The 22,297-nt window shown below is 45.7% G+C and carries 21 protein-coding genes, 1 tRNA gene and 1 pseudogene; 7 read left to right on the top strand and 16 right to left on the bottom strand.

What is annotated here, in order from left to right:
- Positions 1–74: 74 nt before the first annotated feature.
- From C4S60_RS12240 to C4S60_RS12230, 3 genes are all read right to left on the bottom strand, one after another.
- Positions 75–151 (bottom strand) — tRNA-Pro (locus C4S60_RS12240).
- Positions 152–214: 63 nt separating this feature from the next.
- The gene (locus tag C4S60_RS12235) at positions 215–2,041 is read right to left on the bottom strand and encodes a DUF3413 domain-containing protein (RefSeq protein WP_103880638.1); all 1,827 of its coding nucleotides are present in this window, start codon (positions 2,039–2,041) and stop codon (positions 215–217) included.
- A 25-nt stretch (positions 2,042–2,066) separates the two neighbouring features.
- Positions 2,067–2,294 (bottom strand): YejL family protein, encoded by a 228-nt coding sequence (locus C4S60_RS12230; RefSeq protein ID WP_103880637.1) that lies wholly within the window; start codon positions 2,292–2,294, stop codon positions 2,067–2,069.
- A gap of 84 nt (positions 2,295–2,378) precedes the next feature.
- On the opposite strand from C4S60_RS12230, the gene yejK reads away from it, so the two are divergent.
- From yejK to asd, 4 genes are all read left to right on the top strand, one after another.
- The gene (yejK, locus tag C4S60_RS12225) at positions 2,379–3,377 is read left to right on the top strand and encodes a nucleoid-associated protein YejK (protein WP_103880636.1); all 999 of its coding nucleotides are present in this window, start codon (positions 2,379–2,381) and stop codon (positions 3,375–3,377) included.
- Between the two features lie 62 nt (positions 3,378–3,439).
- Entirely contained in the window at positions 3,440–4,774 is a 1,335-nt protein-coding gene (locus C4S60_RS12220) for an Hpt domain-containing protein (RefSeq protein WP_103880635.1), read from the top strand.
- A 90-nt stretch (positions 4,775–4,864) separates the two neighbouring features.
- Positions 4,865–6,061 (top strand): chemotaxis protein, encoded by a 1,197-nt coding sequence (locus C4S60_RS12215; protein WP_167390980.1) that lies wholly within the window; start codon positions 4,865–4,867, stop codon positions 6,059–6,061.
- A gap of 173 nt (positions 6,062–6,234) precedes the next feature.
- Positions 6,235–7,353 (top strand): aspartate-semialdehyde dehydrogenase, encoded by a 1,119-nt coding sequence (gene asd, locus C4S60_RS12210; protein WP_103880633.1) that lies wholly within the window; start codon positions 6,235–6,237, stop codon positions 7,351–7,353.
- Positions 7,354–7,409: 56 nt separating this feature from the next.
- Here the strand turns inward: asd and C4S60_RS12205 are convergent, their stop codons facing one another.
- Together C4S60_RS12205 and C4S60_RS12200 are read right to left on the bottom strand one after the other, a co-directional pair.
- A complete protein-coding gene (locus C4S60_RS12205) occupies positions 7,410–8,258 on the bottom strand; it encodes an ion transporter (protein WP_103880632.1) in 849 nt (282 codons plus the stop codon).
- Positions 8,259–8,351: 93 nt separating this feature from the next.
- The gene (locus tag C4S60_RS12200; protein WP_103880631.1) at positions 8,352–8,990 is read right to left on the bottom strand and encodes a YchE family NAAT transporter; all 639 of its coding nucleotides are present in this window, start codon (positions 8,988–8,990) and stop codon (positions 8,352–8,354) included.
- A gap of 661 nt (positions 8,991–9,651) precedes the next feature.
- Here C4S60_RS12200 and adhE point away from each other — a divergent pair.
- Entirely contained in the window at positions 9,652–12,351 is a 2,700-nt protein-coding gene (gene adhE, locus C4S60_RS12195; RefSeq protein ID WP_103880630.1) for a bifunctional acetaldehyde-CoA/alcohol dehydrogenase, read from the top strand.
- A 122-nt stretch (positions 12,352–12,473) separates the two neighbouring features.
- On the opposite strand, the gene C4S60_RS12190 is transcribed toward adhE, so the two are convergent.
- From C4S60_RS12190 to sodB, 3 genes are all read right to left on the bottom strand, one after another.
- Positions 12,474–13,148, bottom strand: coding sequence for an SDR family oxidoreductase (locus C4S60_RS12190; protein ID WP_103880629.1), 675 nt, complete (start codon positions 13,146–13,148; stop codon positions 12,474–12,476).
- A 206-nt stretch (positions 13,149–13,354) separates the two neighbouring features.
- Positions 13,355–13,858 (bottom strand): VC2046/SO_2500 family protein, encoded by a 504-nt coding sequence (locus C4S60_RS12185; protein ID WP_103880628.1) that lies wholly within the window; start codon positions 13,856–13,858, stop codon positions 13,355–13,357.
- A 122-nt stretch (positions 13,859–13,980) separates the two neighbouring features.
- A complete protein-coding gene (gene sodB / locus C4S60_RS12180; RefSeq protein WP_042499104.1) occupies positions 13,981–14,565 on the bottom strand; it encodes a superoxide dismutase [Fe] in 585 nt (194 codons plus the stop codon).
- A 286-nt stretch (positions 14,566–14,851) separates the two neighbouring features.
- Between sodB and C4S60_RS12175 the strand changes: the two genes are divergently transcribed.
- The gene (locus C4S60_RS12175) at positions 14,852–15,190 is read left to right on the top strand and encodes a Grx4 family monothiol glutaredoxin (RefSeq protein ID WP_103880627.1); all 339 of its coding nucleotides are present in this window, start codon (positions 14,852–14,854) and stop codon (positions 15,188–15,190) included.
- A gap of 74 nt (positions 15,191–15,264) precedes the next feature.
- Here C4S60_RS12175 and C4S60_RS12170 read toward each other — a convergent pair whose 3' ends face one another.
- Positions 15,265–16,590: a Na+/H+ antiporter family protein gene (locus C4S60_RS12170; RefSeq protein WP_103880626.1), complete on the bottom strand. Its 1,326-nt coding sequence runs from the start codon at positions 16,588–16,590 to the stop codon at positions 15,265–15,267.
- A gap of 27 nt (positions 16,591–16,617) precedes the next feature.
- Positions 16,618–17,268: a ribonuclease T gene (gene rnt / locus C4S60_RS12165; RefSeq protein ID WP_103880625.1), complete on the bottom strand. Its 651-nt coding sequence runs from the start codon at positions 17,266–17,268 to the stop codon at positions 16,618–16,620.
- 306 nt (positions 17,269–17,574) lie between these two features.
- On the opposite strand from rnt, the gene motY reads away from it, so the two are divergent.
- A complete protein-coding gene (motY, locus tag C4S60_RS12160) occupies positions 17,575–18,459 on the top strand; it encodes a flagellar protein MotY (protein WP_103880624.1) in 885 nt (294 codons plus the stop codon).
- Between the two features lie 35 nt (positions 18,460–18,494).
- Here the strand turns inward: motY and gloA are convergent, their stop codons facing one another.
- From gloA to C4S60_RS12130, 6 genes and pseudogenes are all read right to left on the bottom strand, one after another.
- Positions 18,495–18,911 carry a lactoylglutathione lyase gene (gloA, locus tag C4S60_RS12155; protein ID WP_103880623.1) on the bottom strand — a complete coding sequence of 139 codons (417 nt, stop codon included), beginning with the start codon at positions 18,909–18,911 and terminating at the stop codon, positions 18,495–18,497.
- A gap of 18 nt (positions 18,912–18,929) precedes the next feature.
- Entirely contained in the window at positions 18,930–19,571 is a 642-nt protein-coding gene (nth, locus tag C4S60_RS12150) for an endonuclease III (RefSeq protein WP_103880622.1), read from the bottom strand.
- A gap of 59 nt (positions 19,572–19,630) precedes the next feature.
- Positions 19,631–20,320, bottom strand: a complete 690-nt coding sequence (locus C4S60_RS12145) for an electron transport complex subunit E (protein ID WP_103880621.1) — start codon at positions 20,318–20,320, stop codon at positions 19,631–19,633.
- A complete protein-coding gene (gene rsxG, locus C4S60_RS12140; RefSeq protein ID WP_103880620.1) occupies positions 20,320–20,949 on the bottom strand; it encodes an electron transport complex subunit RsxG in 630 nt (209 codons plus the stop codon). The genes C4S60_RS12145 and rsxG overlap by 1 nt, the downstream gene beginning before the upstream one ends.
- A 5-nt stretch (positions 20,950–20,954) precedes the next feature.
- Positions 20,955–22,001: an electron transport complex subunit RsxD gene (gene rsxD / locus C4S60_RS12135; RefSeq protein WP_103880619.1), complete on the bottom strand. Its 1,047-nt coding sequence runs from the start codon at positions 21,999–22,001 to the stop codon at positions 20,955–20,957.
- Positions 22,001–22,297 (bottom strand): annotated as a pseudogene (locus tag C4S60_RS12130) (electron transport complex subunit RsxC); the annotation flags it as partial. The gene rsxD and the pseudogene C4S60_RS12130, both read right to left, overlap by 1 nt.

The raw sequence follows: 22,297 nt of genomic DNA, 5'->3' as shown, positions 1-22,297 counted from the left end.
TTAGAGGGTTGGGTGTCCAAAAACTAAACATATCTTTAGTAAAAAGCCCCTAGTTTTCACTAGGGGCTTAAATATGGTCGGACTGACTGGATTTGAACCAGCGACCCCCGACACCCCATGACGGTGCGCTACCAAGCTGCGCTACAGTCCGATGGGTTTAATCTAAACCAGTCAAATATATTGGTCAAGACTCAAATAGCATTAAATATTTGATTTACTGACTTTTTGCATAAAAACGCTGCAATTCGGTAAAACCTTGCATTAAAATCGGCAGTTTGGGATTCTTATCATCTAACTTGTTATAGTTATGATCATAAAGGTTGTAGTTGCCGAATTTATCAACCACCGTAGTATCTTTGTCAGTGATCAACGCTAATTCGCGCGTATCACCGGCAATGACCCACTTACGTTTGCGTTCGTCAAACAGGTTTCTACCACTACTGTAGTTTTTCGCGTTTGTCGAGACCCCACTCAAATCCTGCATGAGGGTAACAGACAAATCTAAGTGGCTAGTCATATGGGTATAGTCCGCAGCCAGTTTACCTGGCCAGCGAATGACCATAGGAACACGCAGTTGGTATTGACTGTAGTTGGTATTGGATCCCCAGCTGCGAGTCTTAGTCTCATTGAATTCGGTACCGTGGTTAGACGTCAGAACAATGATGGTTTTGTCCATCAGTTTTTGGTCCACCAAGGTTTGCAGTATTTTAGCAAACTCACCGTCAGCGGCGGTTGCTGCAGCGGAATAGGCCGAAATAAACTGTTGTTCTGGGGACAAATTTGGTGCTGTTGGCTGATAAATATTGAAATTATCTACTGTCGTCAATTCTACGTAGCTAAACCAAGGCTTGTTGGAAGATGCCTCTATGTCTGCTTTCCACTGCTCGATAGCGGCGCTGTCGGAAACTGTGGTCAGAGAAGAGGTGCTATCACGGTCTGCTTTGGTTAAGTCGACGAGCGGGAACTTGCGGAAAATTGTTTCAGTGTACAGGTCGTCAGCAAAGTTATCCCCACTGTAGAGCTTAAAGGTATAGCCCTGGTCTTTCAGAATCGACAGAAACAGAGGTTCGCTGCCCTGTGCTTTTATGCTGCTCGCATAGCTACTTGGCAGTCCATACATCAGTCCGAACACACCAAAGTCATCGTTACTCGAGCTGTAATGGTTGATGAAGTTTTGATTATTCAGGGCAAAAGCGTAGCTGCTTGGCATTGTTTCTGCCGATAGCATATCGCTACGTAAATTATTGATACTGACCACCAATACATTCAGGTTCTCAGAGCGGCGGTTAAACTCGATTTCGCTCAGCGGGTAGTTCACTAGATCAATGCCATCTGCGTTTTCTTTAAGCTTCTTCAGATACTCATCTCTGTCCAACAGACCATGTTTCTCCATAAATGACTTCGCCGTCATTGGATAGGAAAGCGGGAAATTGGCTTTCTGAACTGTGATTGGATTGTAGAAAAACGCGTCAGCCCAGATAAAAATCAAGTGGCTGGCAATGAAACAAACGAAGAACAGTGCTGCCAGAGGACGGCCGACATGCTTGTGTGACAACTTACGCTGCTTGCGCCAAACCCATTCAGACAGAGCGAGTTGAACTAAGAATATTGGGGGTAAAACGATAAACAGGTGTTGTAAATCAGAGCTGACCGGACTGCTTTCATCGTTAAACAACAATTCCCAAACGACAGGGGACAAGTGCAAGTTAATTGACTGGTAGGCCTGTGTGTCGATCAACAATACAGTCAGGCCAAATGTGGCAAAGCACACCGCAAGCAGTCTGAAAAGCTTACGTGACGGAACAATAAACGTCAGTGGAAACAGCACCAATAGGTAAAGCGCGAACACCAGAAAGCCAAAGTGACCAATCCAGGAACTCAGCAAATAGATCTGACCGAAAAGGGTGTCGGGCCATGGTGAGGCGGCAATATAACGCGTACCTATCAACATTGCTGCGATAATATTGAAGAACGCGAACCAATGTCCCCAACCTACTAGTCGGGAGACTCGTTCACCATATGAGTTTTCGCTGTCTACCATCTGCCGTTTTTTATTCCGTTATTTATTAGTGTTGGTCTTTCGTTTCTAACGAAGAAATCAGAGCCTTAGAGAATTTTTCCGCAATTGCCTGGCGTTGTGAAGGAGCAACGTTCTGATTTAAGACATTGGTTGCGATATTACCGGCAATCATAAGTGAAAGCTCAGCTCCGGCACCGTGCTTATCAAGAACGGCAGCCACCTCTGAAAGGATCTGTTCAACTTGTTGATCGGTGTATTTAGATGTAATTGGCATAAAGACTCTGCTAATGATAATGAAAGCGGCTTATGATACCCTACTCTGCATCACAAACGAAACAGCAACGATAATAATTTCACTATGAGTTTGAATCTATCTAACGTTATTTTACACCAGTTGGCGATAAATGAGCAGGAAGAACTGGTCGTTCACTATCGTGAAGCACTACTACCTAACGATAATTCTACCGAAAGCCTGGTTGCTGAGCTTCATCGCGTCTTTAATTCGAAAGCTGGAAAGGGATTTGGTTCCTTCACAAATGAAAGTGATTTTCAGGTTTGGTTGAGTGAGCTGCTAAAAGGGGACAAGGATTTTTATTCGTTCTCTCAAGACAGTGCAGAGAGACTTAAAACCGAACTTGCGAAGTACCCCTTCGCGGAGGCGGGAACTCTAGTAATGGCTCAGTATCAGTCTCTGGCTACTGATTACCTGTTCATAGGCTTGTTACCTTCGTACAATAGCCTGCAAATCACAGAGGGGCTTAACATTGGCTCTATTGATTACCTTGATATCGCTAAAATGGATATTGCCGCCCGTATCGATCTAACCAGTTATGAGCTCGATAAGAGTTCGAATCGCTACCTAACCTATATCAAGGGGAGAGTAGGGCGTAAAGTTGCAGATTTCTTCCTGGACTTTTTGCAAGCTGAAGTCGGGTTGGATACCAAACAACAGAACACGATTCTGATGCAGGCTGTTGAAGACTTCTGCGCCGATGCTCAGTTGGATAAAGACGAAACCGTCAGCTACAAGAAACAAGTTTATGATTACTGTAATGATCAGCTAAAGGCGGGCGATGAAGTTCAGATCAAAGAGTTGTCCGGTGAACTGCCGAGCAATGAAGGTTCAAGCTTTTTAGATTACACTCAAGAGCAAGGCTATGAGCTGGAAGATAGCTTTCCGGCCGATCGTTCAACTGTTCGTAAGCTCACAAAGTTTGTCGGTGCCGGTGGCGGCCTTAACCTGAGCTTTGATAGCCTGTTGCTAGGTGAGCGTGTATTTTACGATCCGGAAACGGACACTCTGACGATTAAGGGAACACCTCCTAACCTCAGAGATCAGCTGACTCGTAATCGATAATGCCCAAGCGCTACCGGACGTAGCGCTTTTTTGACTCAACCATCAGGGAAGGGGAGCCGTCGTTGAACTCTATCAACCGTCTTTTTATCTACGTTGCTACGACAACCGCTGCCTGGGCATTGGGGATAGTGCTCATTCTTCATATTGCAACACAAGAAGAAAAAACCAATCACTTGATCGATGAGATTTCAACCAGCATCAATAAACTGCAACAAACCCTCTTTCTTGCTCAGCCCTACCGTTCCCAGTTTTCTGTTCAAATAGAACTGGATATTCAGTTACTTCATGCGCAAGCCCTGCAATTAAAAGCGTTGAACCAGTCGGAGTTGCTATCTGACGTAACCCATACTGTGTACCTACTAGAACGGTTTGTGGAGCAGGCAACCCTGCTGGCAAAAGATGAAACACGTCTGGATGAGTTCATTGCTAACATCAGTGAGAAAACGCCTTCATTGACGCTAGCGGGAAGGACTCTGAGTAATGAACTCTCTTCTATCGTGTTGGATACGCTATTTAATGAATCTATAGAGCCGCGCCACGTTTATCTGAAACTGGAAGAAGTCCAGCGATTGTCCTATCAGTTGCCCGAACCAGACCGACAGCAGTTGTTGTCGTTGAATTCTCAAGCCTCGGTATTGCTGTCTCGAGCAGCCAATACAAACTTTTTGGTAGAGAGGGTGGTGAACCATCCTGTGATTCGTGAGCTTTCACAGCGTAAGGGGCAGTCACAGCAGGTGGTTAATCAACAGTTGTTTATGGTCTCTCTACTGAGTTTGATTCTGGTAGGGACTCTGACGCTACTAGGGTGGCGTTATTCTCGGTCTTATCGGCATTCTTTTTCTTCTCTGGATGAGGTTGATGGTTCACGGTTAATACCACAGGCTGGTACAGAACCATCGCAAATCCCACAACCCGTTGACCTGTCGGAGGGTAACACAAAGTACAGGGACACTGTGACTCAAACAACTACGGCAGGAGTTGCAGCCGAGAGTGCCCCCCCTGCTTTTCAGCCCCCCTCCCTATCTGAATCCGTTGGAAGAGCTATTCACTTTGAGAAGATGTTGAGTACCTTAGATGGTGACCATGAATCTATGTTGTTATTGCTTGGTGTGTTTGTTGCCGAGCATGCAAACGACGCTGAAAAACTGCAGCATCATCTGGTGGATGATGTTGAACTCGCCACTCGAATAGCCCACACTTTAAAGGGTGTTTCTGGCAGTATATTTGCGGAACAGTTGAGAAATGTTGCGATAGCTACAGAGCACAGCCTGAAAGAAACCCAATCGGTCTCAAATGATGTGCTGGAGGAATTGGCCCGACACCTTGCAGCGGCCATAACGTCAGCAGAGGACTACATAGCAAACCCGACATTGTCGTCATCGACTATAAATGGGTGAATTAAATAATGAATATCAATATCTGGTGTGAATAAGCCTTATAATAGCAGTGTAAAATCCACTTAATGATCAGAGGTTTCTGTAATGGATATGCTGCGCGCAACCCGCAATTTGATTTTTATCTTATTAACCACGTTGCTGTCGGGGTGCTCACTGCTGGAGATTCAGATAGACAGTCAAACGACACCTTTGACAAAACAAGAACTCAACATGCGCCTCATGACTCGCGAGTATAGTCGCGAGTTTTTCACTCAGGTGGAGGCAACTGCTGACTCTATCTCTGCTCAGTATGTCGAAACGGATGTCCTCCATCAGTCATATGTTCTGTTGTGGAAGATTCATGCGGAAGAAGGCTTGCAACAAGCGGCCTATCAGGTATCGCCAGTTGCCGGGTTAATCGACAGCTGGGTGTTTACTTTGCAGATGGAGAACTTCTTCGTGTCCGGTGCTGGTCAAACTCTGTTTAAAACCGATGAAGCCATTGTTATATCGAAGAAATTGAGTGCCGACATCGATCAGTTGGCTCGCTCGCTGTTTAAAGACGGCAATTACGAGACCAGCCGTGCTTTTGTTAATAATTTTGCAACACTGCATCCTTTTGAAAATCTGACCTTTACGCGAGTTCCGGCGTATCGCGAATGGCTGAACGCTCAGGGTATCGACGAAAGTGAGGTCACGACAACACTCGGGACCATGCCAGAAGCGTTATCGGATGTGTCTGACCGACTCTCTTTGATGTCAGAGCAGACACCGAAACTGATGACATGGAAGGCTCAATTGATTGCTCTTAATAGCAATGTGAGCGGGGATGACATCCGTGGGGCCATCCAAAGCTTTCAAATGAGTGCAGAAGCGTTTCAGGACTTTGTGAACAACAATCCTCAGTATATGCGTGATTTGGCCCGAAAAATGGCAATCGAGTTGCAACCTTTATTGAATGATCTTGATGCCAAAACACAGGACAAGTTGTTGCAGTTAAGTGCAGAAAGGCAAGCGCTTGATGAGATGGTAGCGAGAGAAAGAGAAGAGTTGATCAAAATGGTTGAAAGGGAACGAAAAGAGCTAGCGCTCATCGTCAACCATGAACGCGAGCTGTTTGCTCAGGATCTGGATAAGATCTCACAAGATGTTGTGTCCTTGGCACTAGAAAAACTTATACAGCTGATAAAGAGTACTATTGTGTACTTTATTTTGTTCATTCTAGTGATCTTTTTTGCACCGCTTGGTCTGGGTTATATCCTTGGTAAAAAGGTGCAAGCAACGAAAGATGTAAAAAATGAAGCCTGATTCATATTTAGCCCCTTTTTGGGGCTTTTTTATCATGTTGCTCACTGATAATTGCTCAAACTGGTTGGGCTAGTTAAAAAAAACACACTTATTGGCAATTTACTCTTGTGTTATGGCTCGGAAAATTTTATAGATGGGGAAGCCTTTTTTTAATTCACACGGAGAGTAATTCAATGAGAGTAGGTTTAGTTGGTTGGCGCGGCATGGTCGGCTCGGTTCTGATGCAGCGTATGGTTGAAGAGAAAGACTTCGACGTTATTGAGCCAGTATTCTACAGTACTTCTCAAGTAGGTATTCCTGCCCCAAACTTCGGCAAAGACGCCGGTCTACTTCAAGATGCATTTGATATCGACAGCCTGAAACAGCTGGATGCGGTTATTACCTGTCAAGGTGGTAGTTACACTGAAAAGGTATATCCAGCGTTGCGCCAGGCAGGCTGGAAAGGTTATTGGATTGATGCCGCCTCTACTCTCCGTATGGACAAAGACTCAATCATTACCTTAGATCCAGTGAACCTGACTCAAATTCAGGATGGGCTTGTTAAAGGAACTAACACCTTTGTTGGCGGTAATTGTACCGTAAGCTTGATGCTATTGGGCCTTGGTGGCCTGTACGAAAAAGGGCTGGTGGAATGGATGAGTGCGATGACTTATCAGGCCGCTTCAGGTGCTGGTGCTAAGAACATGCGCGAGCTGATTTCACAAATGGGTGTGGTTAACGATGCGGTGTCTTCTGAACTGGCTAATCCTGCTAGCTCTATTCTCGATATCGACCGCAAAGTCGCGGACACGATTCGCTCTTCAGCATTCCCTACCGATCAGTTCGGCGTACCGCTAGCCGGTTCACTCATCCCTTGGATTGACGTGAAGCGTGATAATGGTCAGAGCAAAGAAGAGTGGAAAGCGGGTGTCGAAGCGAACAAGATTCTGGGTACCGATGGCAATCCAATTGCCATTGACGGTACATGTGTTCGTATCGGTGCAATGCGTTGCCACGCTCAAGCACTGACTATTAAGCTTAAGCAAGACGTACCAATGGATGAAATCGAAGAGATTATCGCAACTCATAATGATTGGGTGAAAGTGATCCCTAATGAGCGTGACATTACCGCTCAGGAACTCACTCCGGCGAAAGTGACGGGTACGATGTCGATCCCGGTTGGTCGTTTGAGAAAGATGGCAATGGGTGATGACTTCTTGAATGCATTTACCGTAGGTGATCAATTGTTATGGGGTGCGGCTGAACCACTACGCCGTACGCTTCGTATCATCCTTGCAGAGAAAGCAGGCTAAATCGAACGCTTAGTTCAACCCAAAGCCCTCTCATGTAGAGGGCTTTTTGCTATCTGCTAATCGGCTTTGGTTTCGATGACCACTCGTTCATCTGGGGCCGCGAGTTCACTACCACAGTGTTTGCAGTGTAAGGCATCACTTTCGTGTCCTGTTTTCGAGCAATTTGGACATTTAACCAGATTACGATGCGTATTGATTTCCTGGCTTAGTTCGGCAGTGATGATACCCGTAGGCACGGCAAGAATAGAGTAGCCCAGTAGCATAGTGAGTGAGGCAATAGCTTTACCAAGTGGCGTGCTAGGTACCAGATCGCCGTAGCCCACAGTGGTGATGGTCACAATCGCCCAGTAGATGCTTTGTGGAATACTAGTGAAGCCATTTTCAGGCCCTTCAATTACATAAATCAATGCACCAAATATGGTCACGAGTATCGCGACAGTGCTAAAGAAAACGAAAATCTTGCGACGAGACATGAGTAGTGAGCGCAACAGGATATTGGAATCCTGCAGGTAGCGCACCAGCTTAAGGATACGAAAGATTCTCATGACACGCAGCAGTCGTATTACCCCCATGAAAGAGGCTGAAGGGAAGAGTAACGCTAAGTAGGTAGGCAGAATCGAAAGCAGATCAACGACGCCATAAAAGCTTGAAGCGTAGGCTCTGGGTTTGGGTGAACAGTACAAACGAAGCAGGTACTCTACGGTAAAGAGCGCGGTGAATAGGTACTCAAGCTTTTGGAATACATCATCCCACTCGGTCGCTAAGCCCTCAATGGAATGTAGGATAAGTACGGTCAAAGACAGCAGAATGGCGATGATCAGAGCTATGTCAAAGATTCGGCCGGCGCGTGTGTGGGTCCCAAAAATGACAATATAGAGCTGGTGTTTTAACTGATTGTTTTCCATAACAAGATATTGGTGGTGGACACTACAATCAGTATAACTCAGGAAAGAAAGATGGTCTCATCTCATTGTGGAAGAGACCAGTTTAACAAGGCGCTAAGCCAGTCCCGGGAACAGTGCTTTTAAGCCATTAGCCATGAACTCGATGCCAAGGGCGCCAAGGATCAGACCCATAATACGCGTGATCACGTTGATGCCTGTTTGCCCGAGGAATCTTACGATTAATGGTGCGGAACGATATAACATCCATGAACATAAGCTAAAGACAATAATGCTGATGATGATGCCAACCGTTTCCACCATGGTAGGGTAGCGGGCTCCATAGACGATAGTAGAACTAATTGCACCCGGACCAGCCATAAGCGGCATGGCCAGGGGCACTACACCAATTTGCTCTTTACTGACGTATTCGGATTTCTCTTGTTTATTCTGTTTATCTTCACCTAACTTACCCGACATCATCGAAAACGCGATGCTCAGTAGCAGCAGCCCCCCTGCAACGCGAAATGAATCCAGCGAAATACTGAACATATCTAATAACACCTGTCCTGCAAGCAGAGATGTAATCAATATGACAGCAACGGCAATGTTTGCTGTGGCGGCTGTTTTGTTTTTGTCTTCTGGTGACATGTGGCCGGTTAAGGATACAAACACGGGCATGATACCTACTGGGTTAACCGCAGCGACTAAACCAAGAAAAAACTGCAAGTAAATGGCAAATTCAATGCTACTCATTTTCCAACACTCATAGCGAAATGTGATGACAGGGGTGACTCGTTGGAGTCTATGTTTGAAGCCGCTAATGTACGCTAACGTAAAGGGATAAGCGAATGAAAAAATCTAAAGATATGTCGCTAATTAACCACAATAAAACTAATGTCTATCGACCTGCATCGCAGTTATGAACAAGATGTGAAAAAAAATTTCAATCAAAGACTAGACTCCAACCAGAAGGTGTTTCGTATTTGTTATCATCAGCACGTTTTCGATAAAAAAGTGTGATGTGAGTGGCTTTGAGGGGGTTCCAAGATATACTAGTTGTAGCACGAACAGGGCGTTTCACTTGTTTTATCTGTTCAAAAATGAAACTTTTTTACAGATATTTGTAGTTTATTTAAAAGATTTGCTCGTTTGCTCTATTTTTAACCTAAGTATTTTACTTTAAAAATTGCTTATTAATCAGCTGTTTAAGTGTGATAATCCTTAGGCGTTACTACTTAGTAGGTAAATTACTTTTCAGAACTGATCTGAGTCAATTATTTTCACGTCATGAAATATTATACTCAGCCATGAAAGCAATTTACTAAGTAGAGTTGTGCTAACAACGAGTGATTCATTAGCGAAAACAGCTGACTTACTAAAAAGTTTTTAGTTTTTTTATTTTAGGAGATTCATTATGCCTGTAACAAATATGGCTGAACTAGATGCAATGGTTGCACGCGTTAAAGCGGCACAAGCAGAATTTGCAACTTACTCTCAAGAGCAAGTAGACAAAATTTTCCGCGCAGCATCTTTAGCAGCTAACCAAGCTCGTATTCCTCTTGCACAACAAGCGGTAGAAGAGTCTGGTATGGGTATCGTTGAAGATAAAGTTATCAAGAACCACTTTGCGTCTGAGTTCATCTACAACAAATACAAAGACGAGCAAACTTGCGGCATTCTTGAAGAAGACGATAACCTGGGCACTATGACGATCGCTGAGCCTGTAGGCATCATCTGCGGTATCGTACCAACAACTAACCCAACTTCTACTGCAATCTTCAAATCTCTAATCTCTTTGAAGACTCGTAACGGTATCATCTTCTCACCACACCCACGTGCAAAGAACTCTACTAACGACGCAGCTAAACTAGTTCTAGATGCAGCAGTAGCAGCGGGTGCTCCAAAAGACATCATCGGTTGGATCGACCAACCATCTGTAGAGCTTTCTAACGCTCTTATGAAGCACGACGACATCGCTCTTATCCTTGCGACTGGTGGTCCAGGCATGGTTAAAGCAGCTTACTCTTCTGGTAAGCCAGCAATCGGTGTAGGTGCAGGTAACGTTCCTGTAGTTATCGACGAAACTGCTGACATCAAACGTGCAGTAGCTTCTATCCTTATGTCTAAAACGTTCGATAACGGCGTAGTATGTGCTTCTGAGCAGGCTGCAATCGTTGTTGACTCTGTATATGACGAAGTTAAAGAGCGTTTCGCTTCTCACAAAGCATACGTTCTAAGCAAAGCTGAAGCTGAGAAAGTACGTAAAGTACTACTAATCGACGGCAACCTAAACGCTAAGATCGTAGGTCAACCAGCTCCAGCAATCGCTGAGATGGCAGGCGTTAAAGTTCCAGCTGACACTAAAGTTCTAGTTGGTGAAGGTCTAGGCAAAGTTTCTTACGACGACGCATTTGCTCACGAGAAACTATCTCCAACTCTAGGTCTATTCCGTGCTGACGACTTCGAAGATGCAGTTGCTCAAGCGGTAACTATGGTTGAAATCGGTGGTATCGGTCACACATCTGGTCTGTACACAAACCAAGACGTTAACGCTGACCGCATCCGTTACTTCGGTGACAAGATGAAGACTGCACGTATCCTTGTAAACATCCCGACTACTCACGGTGGTATCGGTGACCTTTACAACTTCAACGTAGCGCCTTCTCTAACTCTAGGTTGTGGTTCTTGGGGTGGTAACTCTATCTCTGAGAACGTAGGTCCTAAACACCTAATCAACAAGAAAACTGTAGCGAAGCGAGCTGAAAACATGTTGTGGCACAAACTACCTAAGTCTATCTACTTCCGTCGTGGTAGCCTTCCAATCGCTCTTAGCGACCTAGAAGGTAAGAAGCGCGTATTCCTAGTAACTGACCGTTTCCTATTCAACAACGGTTACAGCGATGAAGTAGTGAAGCTACTTAAAGCTCAAGGCATGGAAGTTCAGACTTTCTTCGACGTAGAAGCGGATCCAACGCTATCTGTTGTTAAGAAAGGTGCTGAAGCAATGCAAAGCTTCCAACCAGACGTAATCATCGCTCTAGGTGGTGGTTCTCCAATGGATGCTGCTAAGATCATGTGGGTAATGTACGAGCACCCAGAAACTCACTTCGAAGAGCTTGCAATGCGCTTTATGGACATCCGTAAACGTATCTACAAGTTCCCTAAAATGGGTCAAAAAGCTGAGCTTGTATGTATCACTACAACATCTGGTACTGGTTCTGAAGTTACTCCATTCGCAGTTGTTACAGACGACGAGACTGGTGCTAAGTACCCACTAGCTGACTACGAGCTAACTCCTAACATGGCTATCGTTGACGCGAACCTTGTTATGAACATGCCTAAGTCTCTAACAGCATTCGGTGGTTACGATGCAGTAACTCACGCTCTAGAAGCTTACGTTTCAGTTCTAGCGAACGAATACTCTGACGGTCAGGCTCTACAAGCACTTAAGATGCTAAAAGAGTACCTACCATCAAGCTACGCGAATGGTGCAAACGACCCAATCGCTCGTGAAAAAGTACACAACGCAGCAACTATCGCTGGTGTGGCATTCGCGAACGCATTCCTAGGTGTTTGTCACTCTATGGCTCACAAGATTGGTGCTGAGTTCCACCTACCACACGGTCTGGCGAACGCACTACTAATCTCTAACGTTGTTCGTTACAACGCTAACGACAACCCAACTAAGCAAACTGCGTTCTCTCAATACGACCGTCCACAAGCACGTCGTCGTTACGCTGAAGTCGCTGACCACCTAGGCCTAAGCCAAGCTGGTGACCGTACTGCTCAGAAGATTGAACGTCTACTAGCATGGATGGAAGAGCTTAAGCAAAACCTAGACATCCCAGCTTCTATCCAAGCTGCAGGTGTAGCAGAGTCTGACTTCCTAGCGAAGCTTGACGAGCTAGCGGTTGAAGCGTTCGATGACCAATGTACTGGTGCGAACCCACGCTACCCTCTAATCTCTGAGCTTAAAGAAGTTCTAAAAGCTTCTTACTACGGTAAAGCATTCGTTGAAGGTGAAACTTTCGAAGGCACGACTGTAATCAAGAAGAAAGAAGATCAAGAAGCTAAGCCAGCGGCTAAAGCTAAAAAAGAGAAAGCTGAAGCTTAATTCAGTTGTAGATTTTCGCTAGCACGAAATCTAAATCGGGAAAAGATAAAAGCCCCCTCACTTGAGGGGGCTTTCTTCGTTTACAGGCTTGGACCTCTAGTCCAAAATGACATGCTCTCGAACTACGCTTCTGCGCTGACGACACGGCCACTAAAATAATCATTGCTGACAATGTATTCTGTGGTTCGAGTGAGTTCATCCTGTATCTGCGACCAGTTGGCTGCAACGTTATAACTGTGATCACTGACAGGTATGACACCACCCACACGAATGTTGTGCGGTTTGAGCTCTTTAGCCCAACTTTTAGTAAAACCCGTCACCATTGACGTAGTATTATCCAAATCACTGTAGTGTTGATCAGGCTCTTGAGCGACGACATTTACAATTACGCCTGAGTGGGTTTTAGACATGCGCTCAGCCGCGACTTGCCCAAATAGAAATAAGCTCGATGCGAGCATGGAAAACTGGGCGATAAACTGTGCCCCTTTATGTCCATTGGTCAGCGATTGCCGTGGTAGAGATGTCCAATGGTTTACCAGAACGTTAGGGCTGCGACCAAGTCTCGCCTCTACCTTATCAAATAATGATTCAATGGATTCCAGCGACAGTTCATGGATTTGAACCATATCTACGTTACCCGCTACATCTTTACAGCGTAGATAGGTCGACCTAAGCGCCGCCTCGTCTGTATCACACAGCACGACATTAGCCCCTAACCTGGTGAAGTGCAATGCAATCATTGCCCCCAGGCTAGTGCCTGCCGAAGTAATCAGTACTACCGAATTCTTAATTATCATAGTTACCCCGAATTTGACGGCTTCGGATAATATTGGCTATTCACCGTTCCCCTAGATAATAACTTGGTAGAAAAACTGTGAATCTAATGTGAATAACATCAAGTTTTCGAAGAAGGGAGAGGACTTATCAGCCTATTTTTGCAACATATCACATAAAGTACGGAATAAACGCATTGCTTACATTAGAAAGCGCGTATTAGCCCCAATCAAAGACGTATTGATAGTGTGTCTTTACGATAAGCGGTTGAAAGCTGATTGTATAAAGCATCGACGCCAGGTTTCAGAACGCCTTGCTCTGTAAGCTGCCTGCGAGTGTGGCCAGACAGGTTTTGATAAACCTCTTCATTCAGGCCGTGGGTGTCGATCGGTGCATAGTTTAACGGCTCAGGCACAGTGTAATGTTGGAGCTTAGCGCTGGCGAGGCCACCATTGTAAAATTGATTAGCGATTGCAGCTGAGGTTTGGTAATCGTCCAACAGGCCTTGTAATTTTTGTGCTGTCGGTACATCAAAGCGCTTTCTCAGTAGCGCTTCATCAGTCTGTTGGGTATCTATGTCTTCGATCACCGTAGTCTCACGACAGTCATGGGAAAACATCGAAAGCATTAGAGCAAAGTCGGCACGTCTACCCTGTTCGACGGCGCGATTAAGCGATGTCCCACATTGTAGTTCGTTGACTAATTGTGCTTTGTCTAAGCTATGAATCTGCATAAATACCTCTCGTTACAGAGACTGTATCGGCAGTGTAGGGGCGGGCTTTAGTGCTTTAATTGCAATGAGACAAAAAAAAGACCTGTAAACAGGCCTTTTTCAATTCTCACAACTGCGAGCAATTATTTTGCTAGGTTTTCTTCAACGAATGCCCAGTTAACCAGTGCCCAGAAACCGTTCATGTAGTCTGGACGCACGTTGCGGTAATCGATGTAGTATGCGTGTTCCCAAAGGTCAACTGTTAGCAGTGGTGTAACACCTTCTTCTGTTAGAGGTGTCGCTGCATTAGACGTGTTAACGATATCTAGAGAACCGTCCGCTTTTTTCACTAACCAAGTCCATGAAGAACCAAAGTTGTTAATAGCAGAATCCGTGAACTTAGCTTTGAATTCTTCAAATGAACCAAACGCGGCGTTGATAGCATCTGCTACTGCACCTGTTGGTTCGCCACCTGCGTTTGGCGCCAGGCAGTGCCAGTAGAACGTATGGTTCCAGATTTGCGCTGCGTTATTGAAAACACCACCAGATGAAGTTTTCACGATCTCTTCTAGAGTTTTGCCTTCAAACTCAGTACCAGGAATAAGACCGTTTAGTTTTACAACGTAAGTGTTGTGGTGCTTACCGTGGTGAAAGTCCAGTGTCTCAGCTGAGATGTGTGGTTCTAGAGCGTCTTTCGCGTAAGGAAGTGCTGGTAGTTCGAATGCCATTGCTCGCTTCTCCATTGATTATTAGCGGGTTTTAACCCTTGATTGCTTCCAAAATATTTTTATTGAGTCGTGTTTTGACTGACTGTAAGCCATTTTAGCAAGTTTTTACTTTATTAAAAGGGGGCGGTGACAAATTTATTGTGATGAATTGTGTAAGTGATTAGTTTAAGCTATCCAAATCCAATCATAGCTACAATAGTATAACCACAATATTAATGTGCTTTTTATTCTGTGGCGATTCGCTAGAATGTGAACACATTCGCAGTACAAGCATTTCGAGGAAGCAATGGAAACGATCGATAAAATTAAACAGCAAATTGAGCAAAACACAATTCTTCTCTATATGAAGGGTTCTCCTAAATTGCCTAGCTGTGGTTTTTCTTCACAGGCAGCTCAAGCACTGATGGCTTGTGGTGAAAAATTCGCGTATGTAGACATTCTACAAAACCCAGATATCCGTGCTGAGCTACCAAAGTATGCTCAATGGCCAACGTTCCCTCAACTATGGGTAGAAGGCGAGCTGATTGGTGGTTGTGATATTATTGTAGAGATGTTCCAGAAGGGCGAACTGCAACCGATCATCAAAGAAGCCGCTGCACGCAATGCGGAGCAAGGTGACGCGTAACTCGTTTCAGCAGTTGTAAAAAAAGGCTTGGTTTGACCAAGCCTTTTTTGTGTCTGTAGGTTTAAAGAACCATTTTAAAGAACCATTGCGGCGATCCAACCAAACACAATGAGTGGGATATTGTAGTGGATAAAGGTTGGCACCACTGTTTCCCAGATATGTTCGTGTTGGCCGTCTGCGTTCAGACCAGATGTTGGACCTAATGTAGAGTCTGAGGCCGGAGACCCCGCGTCTCCCAGAGCGGCGGCTGTTCCCACTAAAGCGACCGTTGCCATTGGAGAGAAGCCAAAAGCAATAGCTAGTGGTACATAGATCGTCGCGATAATAGGGATGGTTGAGAAGGATGAACCAATGCCCATAGTGACCAGTAGGCCAACAACCAGCATCAGAAGCGCCGCAAGCGGCTTGTTGTCACCAATACTGGTAGCTAGCGCTTCAACCAGTGATTCAACACCGCCGGTTTGTTTCATTACCGCTGCAAAGCCAGCCGCAGAGATCATGATAAAGCCAATCATGGCCATCATGTGGACACCTTTAGTGAAGACATCCTGAGTCTCTTTCCATGCAATGACACCACCGAAAGTGAACACCATGAAACCTGCCAAAGCACCAATGATCATTGAGCCGGAAGTCAGCTGAACCGCTAGCGCAGCAACAATACCCGCTACAGCAACCATAATGTTCTTTCTGTTGATGTGAGAAGGTTCTTCATCAACATGAGTAAGTTCCGTTTCTGCATACTCACGAGGTTTTCTATAGCTGAAGAAAATGGCGAGTAGCAAACCTGTGATCATACCAGCAGCAGGCAGCAACATCGCCATGGGTACTTGAGCTGCGGTGACCGACTCCAGACCATTCTCATGCAGATTTTTTAGCAGAATGTTGTTTAGGAAGATACCACCAAAGCCAACCGGAAGAACCATGTAAGGTGTAACAAGACCAAAGGTCAGCACACAGGCGATCAAACGGCGATCCAGTTTTAGCTTAGCAAATACGCCCAGTAGAGGTGGAATCAAAATAGGGATAAAGGCGATATGAACAGGGATAATGTTCTGCGAAGACATAGTCACTAAAATGAGTGCAACCAGAACTGCATACTTGAGTCCGGTAGTTCCGGCAGAGCTTTCTCTTCCGTGAATACGTTTAATCACATTCTGAGCCAGCAAATCAGTAATGCCGGATTTTGAAATAGCCACGGCAAACGTGCCTAACATCGCGTAGCTAAGTGCGATCGTTGCACCACCGCCAAGGCCGCCCTCAAAGGCGCTGACCGCTTCGGTAAGAGACATTCCAGATACAACACCACCAACGATGGCACTAAAGGTTAACGCAACGACAACGTTAACGCGCATTAATGCCAGAACCAGCATAATGCAAACGGAAATAACGACAGGATTCATAATAATCTCTAAAAAGTTGTGTTTGGTTTATTCTTGGTTGTCGTCAACAATAGGCCAGCCACCGAGTGCTTTCCATTTGTTAACAATTCGACAAAACAGCTCAGCCGTCTTTTGAGTATCATAAAGAGCTGAATGCGCCTCTTTATTGTCAAACTCCATTCCTGCGACTTTACAAGCTTTTGCCAATACCGTTTGTCCGTAGGCCAAACCACTTAATGTGGCAGTATCGAACGTTGCAAACGGGTGAAAAGGAACGCGCTTAAGTTTGGCACGCTCGTTCGCCGCACTGACGAAACTGTGATCGAAATTTGCGTTATGCGCCACCATGATTGCACGGTTGCAGTCGTGTAGCTTTTGCTCCTTTCGAATGACTTTGTAGATCTCTTTAAGTGCTTCCTGTTCGGAAACCGCGCCACGAAGTGGGCTAAAGGGGTCACGAATGCCGTTGAACTCTAGCGCTTCTTTTTCGAGGTTGGCACCTTCAAAGGGTTCAACATGGTAGTGTAAAACCGAAGCAGGTTGCAGGTTGCCGTCCTGATCCATTTTTAGGGTTACAGCACAGATTTCAAGCAGTGCATCGGTTTTAGCATTAAACCCAGCGGTTTCCACATCGACAACGACAGGAAAATAGCCTCGGAATCGCTTTTTTAGAGTGAGAGCTTCGTTTTCTACAGACATTTTAGAGTTTTCTAGTGTGACGAACGCAGCATTATTGCAGATTCTTTCGGTTTAAAAAACCAAACAAAGCATTTAATTTCGGGGTTAATGCAAGATTCGCTGTATCTGGCGGTCGTTTCGCAGCCAAAGCTGCAGTAGTGCTGAGAAATTAGCATGATAGAAAGAGTAAATCGTCAGTGAAACACCGAGTTCAATTCATCAAGAACTTGGCGGGATTTTTGCTTAACTGAATATGAAGATCCCTCTGACGTTGAGAGCGGCAATACAATGCCGCAACGCGTTTTACTATAGAGTTGCCATAAGTTAATGAAATTAAAAGCCTTATTTACACTATCATTATTACCAGTATTGCTTCCTACAGCGGTACAGGCGGCAATGGAAAAACGGTATGTGGCAACACCGACCCAATCTCAATGGGAGATGGTCAGTAATACCCCATTAGAGTGCCGCTTAGTTCATCCTATTCCTAATTTTGGTGATGCGGAGTTTATCGCCAGAGCTAGTAAAAAAATTAATCTTGATTTCGAACTGAAGATGCGACGAGCAATGGGGGAGACGAGAAATGTCAGTCTGGTCTCCATGCCGCCACCCTGGAGACCGGGAGACAGTGCGGATCGTATCACTAATCTACAATTTTTTAAGCAGTTTAATGGTTATGTTGGCGGTCAGGCAGCCTGGAGCTTGCTGAGTGAACTTGAGAAAGGGCGTTATCCAACGTTCAGTTATCAAGACTGGCAAAGCCGTAACGAACGAATTGAAGTGGCTCTTTCTTCGGTATTGTTTCAGGCGAAGTACAATGTCTTTAGTGACTGCATCGCCAATTTGTTGCCATACAGTTTTGAGGATATCTCATTCACTATACTGCACTACGATAGAAACAGTGAGCAGTTGAACAAGACCTCACAGCATCGATTGCAGCAAATTGCCGAGTATATCAGATATAACCAGGACATCGATTTGGTGCTAGTGTCAACGTATACCGATTCATCAGATTCAAAAAGTGAAAGCCAGCGACTGTCTGAGACACGAGCGCAAATCCTTCAGGACTACTTTGAATCTTTAGGGTTGCCAAAAGACCGGATCCAGGTGCAGGGCTACGGTAAGCGACGCCCGATCGCAGAGAATACCTCACCGATTGGCAAGTCAAAGAACCAGCGGGTTGTTATTTCGTTTGGAAGAACGGAAGTATAGTACTAAAAAACGCCAGCATGCTGGCGTTTTATCTATTAACCTTCCAGACCAGCGCTGGCTTGCTTGTTCTGGATCAGCTCAATCATGTAGCCATCAGGATCTTTGACGAAAGCGATTTCCGTTGTTCCCCCTTTCACCGGGCCCGGTTCCCTAGTAACGTTGCCACCGGCACCCTTGATGGCATCACATGTACTATAGATATCATCAACGCCAATGGCGATATGACCGTAAGCACTGCCCAATTCATACTCGGTAACGCCCCAGTTGTATGTCAGTTCAATCACCGCGCCTTCTGATTCGTCACCAAAGCCAAGGAACGCAAGTGTGTACTTGTATTCGGTGTTTTCGTTTTTGCGTAGCAGCTTCATACCAATGACATCGGTATAGAATGAGATAGATTTATCTAAATCGCCTACTCGTAACATGGTATGCAGGATACGACCATTAGACATAACGTTGCTCCTTAATTTTTAATTCTCTGGATAGACTTTTTCTTTAAATTCACACAGGTCTTCAATGATACAGCTGCCACATCGTGGTTTACGGGCGACACACGTATATCTTCCGTGAAGGATCAGCCAATGGTGAACATCGAGTTTGAATTCTTTTGGTACCACTTTTAACAGCTTCTGCTCAACGTCATCGACGGTTTTACCCATAGCAAGCTTAGTGCGATTAGAAACACGGTATATATGAGTATCAACTGCAATTGTCGGCCAGCCAAATGCGGTATTGAGCACCACGTTTGCCGTTTTGCGACCAACCCCAGGCAATGCCTCCAGTGCTTCTCTGTTTTCCGGGACCTCACTGTTGTGATTGTCGACTAAAATCTGACAAGTCTTGATCACGTTTTCTGCTTTCGAATTAAATAAGCCGATAGTCTTAATGTACTCTTTGACGCCATCAACACCAAGTTTAAGCATAGCTTCGGGCGTATTGGCGACAGGGTAGAGTTTATCTGTGGCTTTATTGACACTGACGTCCGTTGCCTGGGCGGAGAGCAAAACGGCGATAAGCAGCTCAAACGGTGAGTTCCAGTTGAGTTCAGTTTGCGGGTTAGGATTATTTTCGCGAAGCCTTTCTAGAATTTCTTTTCTTTTTATGTTGTTCATTGGCTGACTTTGTGGTTCCAGTAAATAAATGCCCGAGAAACTCGGGCATAGAATAGTGATCAGTTGGTGACACGCGCTCGCTCTATTTGTGGCTTTTCTTGTTTAGGCTGACGCAGCTCAATTTGTTTATCAATAACATTTTTCAGAGCAATTAGGAAGCCGACTCCGATGAAGGCTCCGGGCGGTAGCAGCGCCAACAAGAACTGGCTGTCAAATTGAAAGACTTCTATGCGTAATGATGCAGCCCAGTCGCCGAGCAGCAAATCTGCACCGTCAAACAGGGTGCCGTTGCCAATGAGTTCGCGCATGGCTCCTAGTACAACCAATACAGACGTCATACCTAACCCCATCCATAACCCGTCAAGGGCCGCAGGGGCGACAGCGTTTTTTGATGCAAATGCTTCTGCACGACCAATGATGATGCAGTTGGTTACGATAAGCGGGATAAAGATACCCAATGACAGATAAAGACCGTAGGCGTAGGCATTCATCAGTAGTTGAACGCAGGTAACCAGCGCAGCGATGATCATGACGAACACAGGGATGCGGATCTCTTTTGGCACATAGTCGCGAATCAATGACACGGTTACATTTGAACCTACCAAAACAACCAGCGTTGCCAGACCAAGTCCAAGAGCGTTAGTCACTGTTGAGGAAACAGCAAGCAGTGGACAAAGTCCCAGCAATTGCACCAATGCCGGGTTGTTATCCCACAGGCCGTTTTTTAGTAGCTCTTTCGATGTACTCATTACTGACCTCCACAATTTTGAGGCTGATTCAGGATTGTCTCGCGATTTGCATTGACGTATTCAGCGGTATTTTTCACTGCTTTAACAACAGCTCGCGGGGTGATTGTGGCGCCGGTGAATGAATCAAATTGGCCACCATCTTTTCGGACAGCCCACTCCGCCTGATTGCTCTCAGTGATCTGTTTACCTGTGAAACTTAATACCCAATCACTGACACGTAGGTCAACTTTGTCGCCCAGTCCGGGAGTCTCCTGATGCGCCAGAACACGGGAGCCTAAAATGATACCCTGATTATCGATGCCAACGATGAGTTTTATAGCACCATTATAGCCATCTGGTGCGATACTTTCGATCGCTAGTGCGGTCGGTGTCCCATCCAACGTCGCGATGTAAACCGGTTGGGGTTGATTAGTACCTAGTGCAGGATCTGAAACCAGAGTGCATGAAGCGTAAAGTTCATTGTCGTGCAGTTCATGAGGAATGACCTCGTTCAAAGTAGCCTGAAGCTGAGCACGTTCTTGACGTAGGATCTGGTCTTTCGTTAAATATTGCGTTACCGCAACTACACCCGTTGATGCACAGGCAAAGATCGCTAATGTTAAGCCGTTTTTTCTAATTGCGTTCAACATGATGATTAATGTCCGTAGGTTCTTGGTTTGGTGTAGTAGTCGATAAGTGGTACGCACATGTTTGCCAGCAATACGGCAAATGCAACACCATCAGGGAAGCCACCCCAAGTTCGGATGATGAACACCATTACACCAATAAAAGCACCGAAAATAAGTCGTCCTTTTACTGTGGTTGAAGCAGAAACCGGATCAGTCGCGATGAAGAAAGCCCCCAGCATCGTTGCTCCCGACAACAGATGCATAACCGGTGAACCGGTTTGGCCGGGCATAACCAGGGCGAAGAAACCGCTGACAACCGTCAGCGATGCCAGCATGGCGAGGGGGATGTGCCATTGAATGACTCTGAGTTTCAGTAGTGCTAACCCACCGACTAAGTAGGCCAGATTGACCCATTCCCAGCCAATACCCGCCAAACCACCGAAAATGGGCTGTTGGAACACTTCGCTAATGGTATTGCCATTTTTTATTCCGGTCTTGAATGCATCAAGTGGTGTGGCCATGGTGATGCCGTCAATCCCTGTCCTGATTTGCTGAAGTGAGTAGCCATCAATATCGAAACCAGTGAAGATCAGAGAAAATGCGTCTGCGAATGAAACGGATTCATTTGAAACGGATTGCGGTGTGATCCAACTTGTCATTTCAACCGGAAATGAAATGAGCAGAACGACGTACGCCACCATGGCTGGGTTAAAGGGATTCTGGCCCAATCCACCGTACAAGTGCTTGGCGATCACAATGGCAAAAATAAGACCAATCACCACAATCCACCAAGGCGAGTAAGGGGGTATGGCGATCGCCAATAGCCAGGCTGTTACAAGTGCACTGTAGTCTCTCAATGCCGCAGCAGGAGCGCGCTTGCGCAGAAGCATTACGCCGGCCTCGAGTAGTAGACCGACAACGAGAGCTAAACTCAGTTGAAGAAGCGTGCCCCAGCCAAAGAAATAGGTTTGGGCGACCAGACCAGGTAAAGCGCAAATCGCCACACCTTTCATAAGATCAGGTGTACGTTTACGACTGTGAGCATGTGGAGAGCTAGCAATAAAGAACGACACTAGTTGTTCTCCTTATTTTGTTGTTCTTTTTCAATTTTTCTTGCCTTAGCACGCGCAATGGCAGCAGCGACCGCAGCTTTTTTCGGATCGTCTTCCGTGGATTCAGGCTCCGCCTTTGACTCCGATGGCTCAGACTGTGCGGCTTGCTTACGGGCTTTGGCGCGCGCAATGGCCGCAGCGACCGCGGCTTTTTTCGGATCGTTTTCCGTGGATTCAGGCTCTGCCTTTGCTTCCGATGGCTCAGACTGTGCGGCTTGCTTACGGGCTTTGGCGCGCGCAATGGCCGCAGCGACCGC

It is taken from the genome of Vibrio hangzhouensis (assembly GCF_900107935.1).
Taxonomy (GTDB): Bacteria; Pseudomonadota; Gammaproteobacteria; order Enterobacterales; family Vibrionaceae; genus Vibrio; species Vibrio hangzhouensis.
The sequence above is the reverse complement of the archived record's forward strand: the minus strand, read 5'-3'. Positions and strand labels throughout refer to the sequence as shown.

What these genes read in the sequence shown, in the direction of transcription:
- C4S60_RS12235 (WP_103880638.1), bottom strand. Translation starts at nt 2,041, where the DNA reads ATGGTAGACAGCGAAAACTCATATGGTGAACGAGTCTCCCGACTAGTA.
- C4S60_RS12230 (WP_103880637.1), bottom strand. Translation starts at nt 2,294, where the DNA reads ATGCCAATTACATCTAAATACACCGATCAACAAGTTGAACAGATCCTT.
- yejK (WP_103880636.1), top strand. Translation starts at nt 2,379, where the DNA reads ATGAGTTTGAATCTATCTAACGTTATTTTACACCAGTTGGCGATAAAT.
- C4S60_RS12215 (WP_167390980.1), top strand. Translation starts at nt 4,865, where the DNA reads ATGCTGCGCGCAACCCGCAATTTGATTTTTATCTTATTAACCACGTTG.
- asd (WP_103880633.1), top strand. Translation starts at nt 6,235, where the DNA reads ATGAGAGTAGGTTTAGTTGGTTGGCGCGGCATGGTCGGCTCGGTTCTG.
- C4S60_RS12205 (WP_103880632.1), bottom strand. Translation starts at nt 8,258, where the DNA reads ATGGAAAACAATCAGTTAAAACACCAGCTCTATATTGTCATTTTTGGG.
- C4S60_RS12200 (WP_103880631.1), bottom strand. Translation starts at nt 8,990, where the DNA reads ATGAGTAGCATTGAATTTGCCATTTACTTGCAGTTTTTTCTTGGTTTA.
- adhE (WP_103880630.1), top strand. Translation starts at nt 9,652, where the DNA reads ATGCCTGTAACAAATATGGCTGAACTAGATGCAATGGTTGCACGCGTT.
- C4S60_RS12190 (WP_103880629.1), bottom strand. Translation starts at nt 13,148, where the DNA reads ATGATAATTAAGAATTCGGTAGTACTGATTACTTCGGCAGGCACTAGC.
- C4S60_RS12185 (WP_103880628.1), bottom strand. Translation starts at nt 13,858, where the DNA reads ATGCAGATTCATAGCTTAGACAAAGCACAATTAGTCAACGAACTACAA.
- sodB (WP_042499104.1), bottom strand. Translation starts at nt 14,565, where the DNA reads ATGGCATTCGAACTACCAGCACTTCCTTACGCGAAAGACGCTCTAGAA.
- C4S60_RS12175 (WP_103880627.1), top strand. Translation starts at nt 14,852, where the DNA reads ATGGAAACGATCGATAAAATTAAACAGCAAATTGAGCAAAACACAATT.
- C4S60_RS12170 (WP_103880626.1), bottom strand. Translation starts at nt 16,590, where the DNA reads ATGAATCCTGTCGTTATTTCCGTTTGCATTATGCTGGTTCTGGCATTA.
- rnt (WP_103880625.1), bottom strand. Translation starts at nt 17,268, where the DNA reads ATGTCTGTAGAAAACGAAGCTCTCACTCTAAAAAAGCGATTCCGAGGC.
- motY (WP_103880624.1), top strand. Translation starts at nt 17,575, where the DNA reads ATGAAATTAAAAGCCTTATTTACACTATCATTATTACCAGTATTGCTT.
- gloA (WP_103880623.1), bottom strand. Translation starts at nt 18,911, where the DNA reads ATGTCTAATGGTCGTATCCTGCATACCATGTTACGAGTAGGCGATTTA.
- nth (WP_103880622.1), bottom strand. Translation starts at nt 19,571, where the DNA reads ATGAACAACATAAAAAGAAAAGAAATTCTAGAAAGGCTTCGCGAAAAT.
- C4S60_RS12145 (WP_103880621.1), bottom strand. Translation starts at nt 20,320, where the DNA reads ATGAGTACATCGAAAGAGCTACTAAAAAACGGCCTGTGGGATAACAAC.
- rsxG (WP_103880620.1), bottom strand. Translation starts at nt 20,949, where the DNA reads ATGTTGAACGCAATTAGAAAAAACGGCTTAACATTAGCGATCTTTGCC.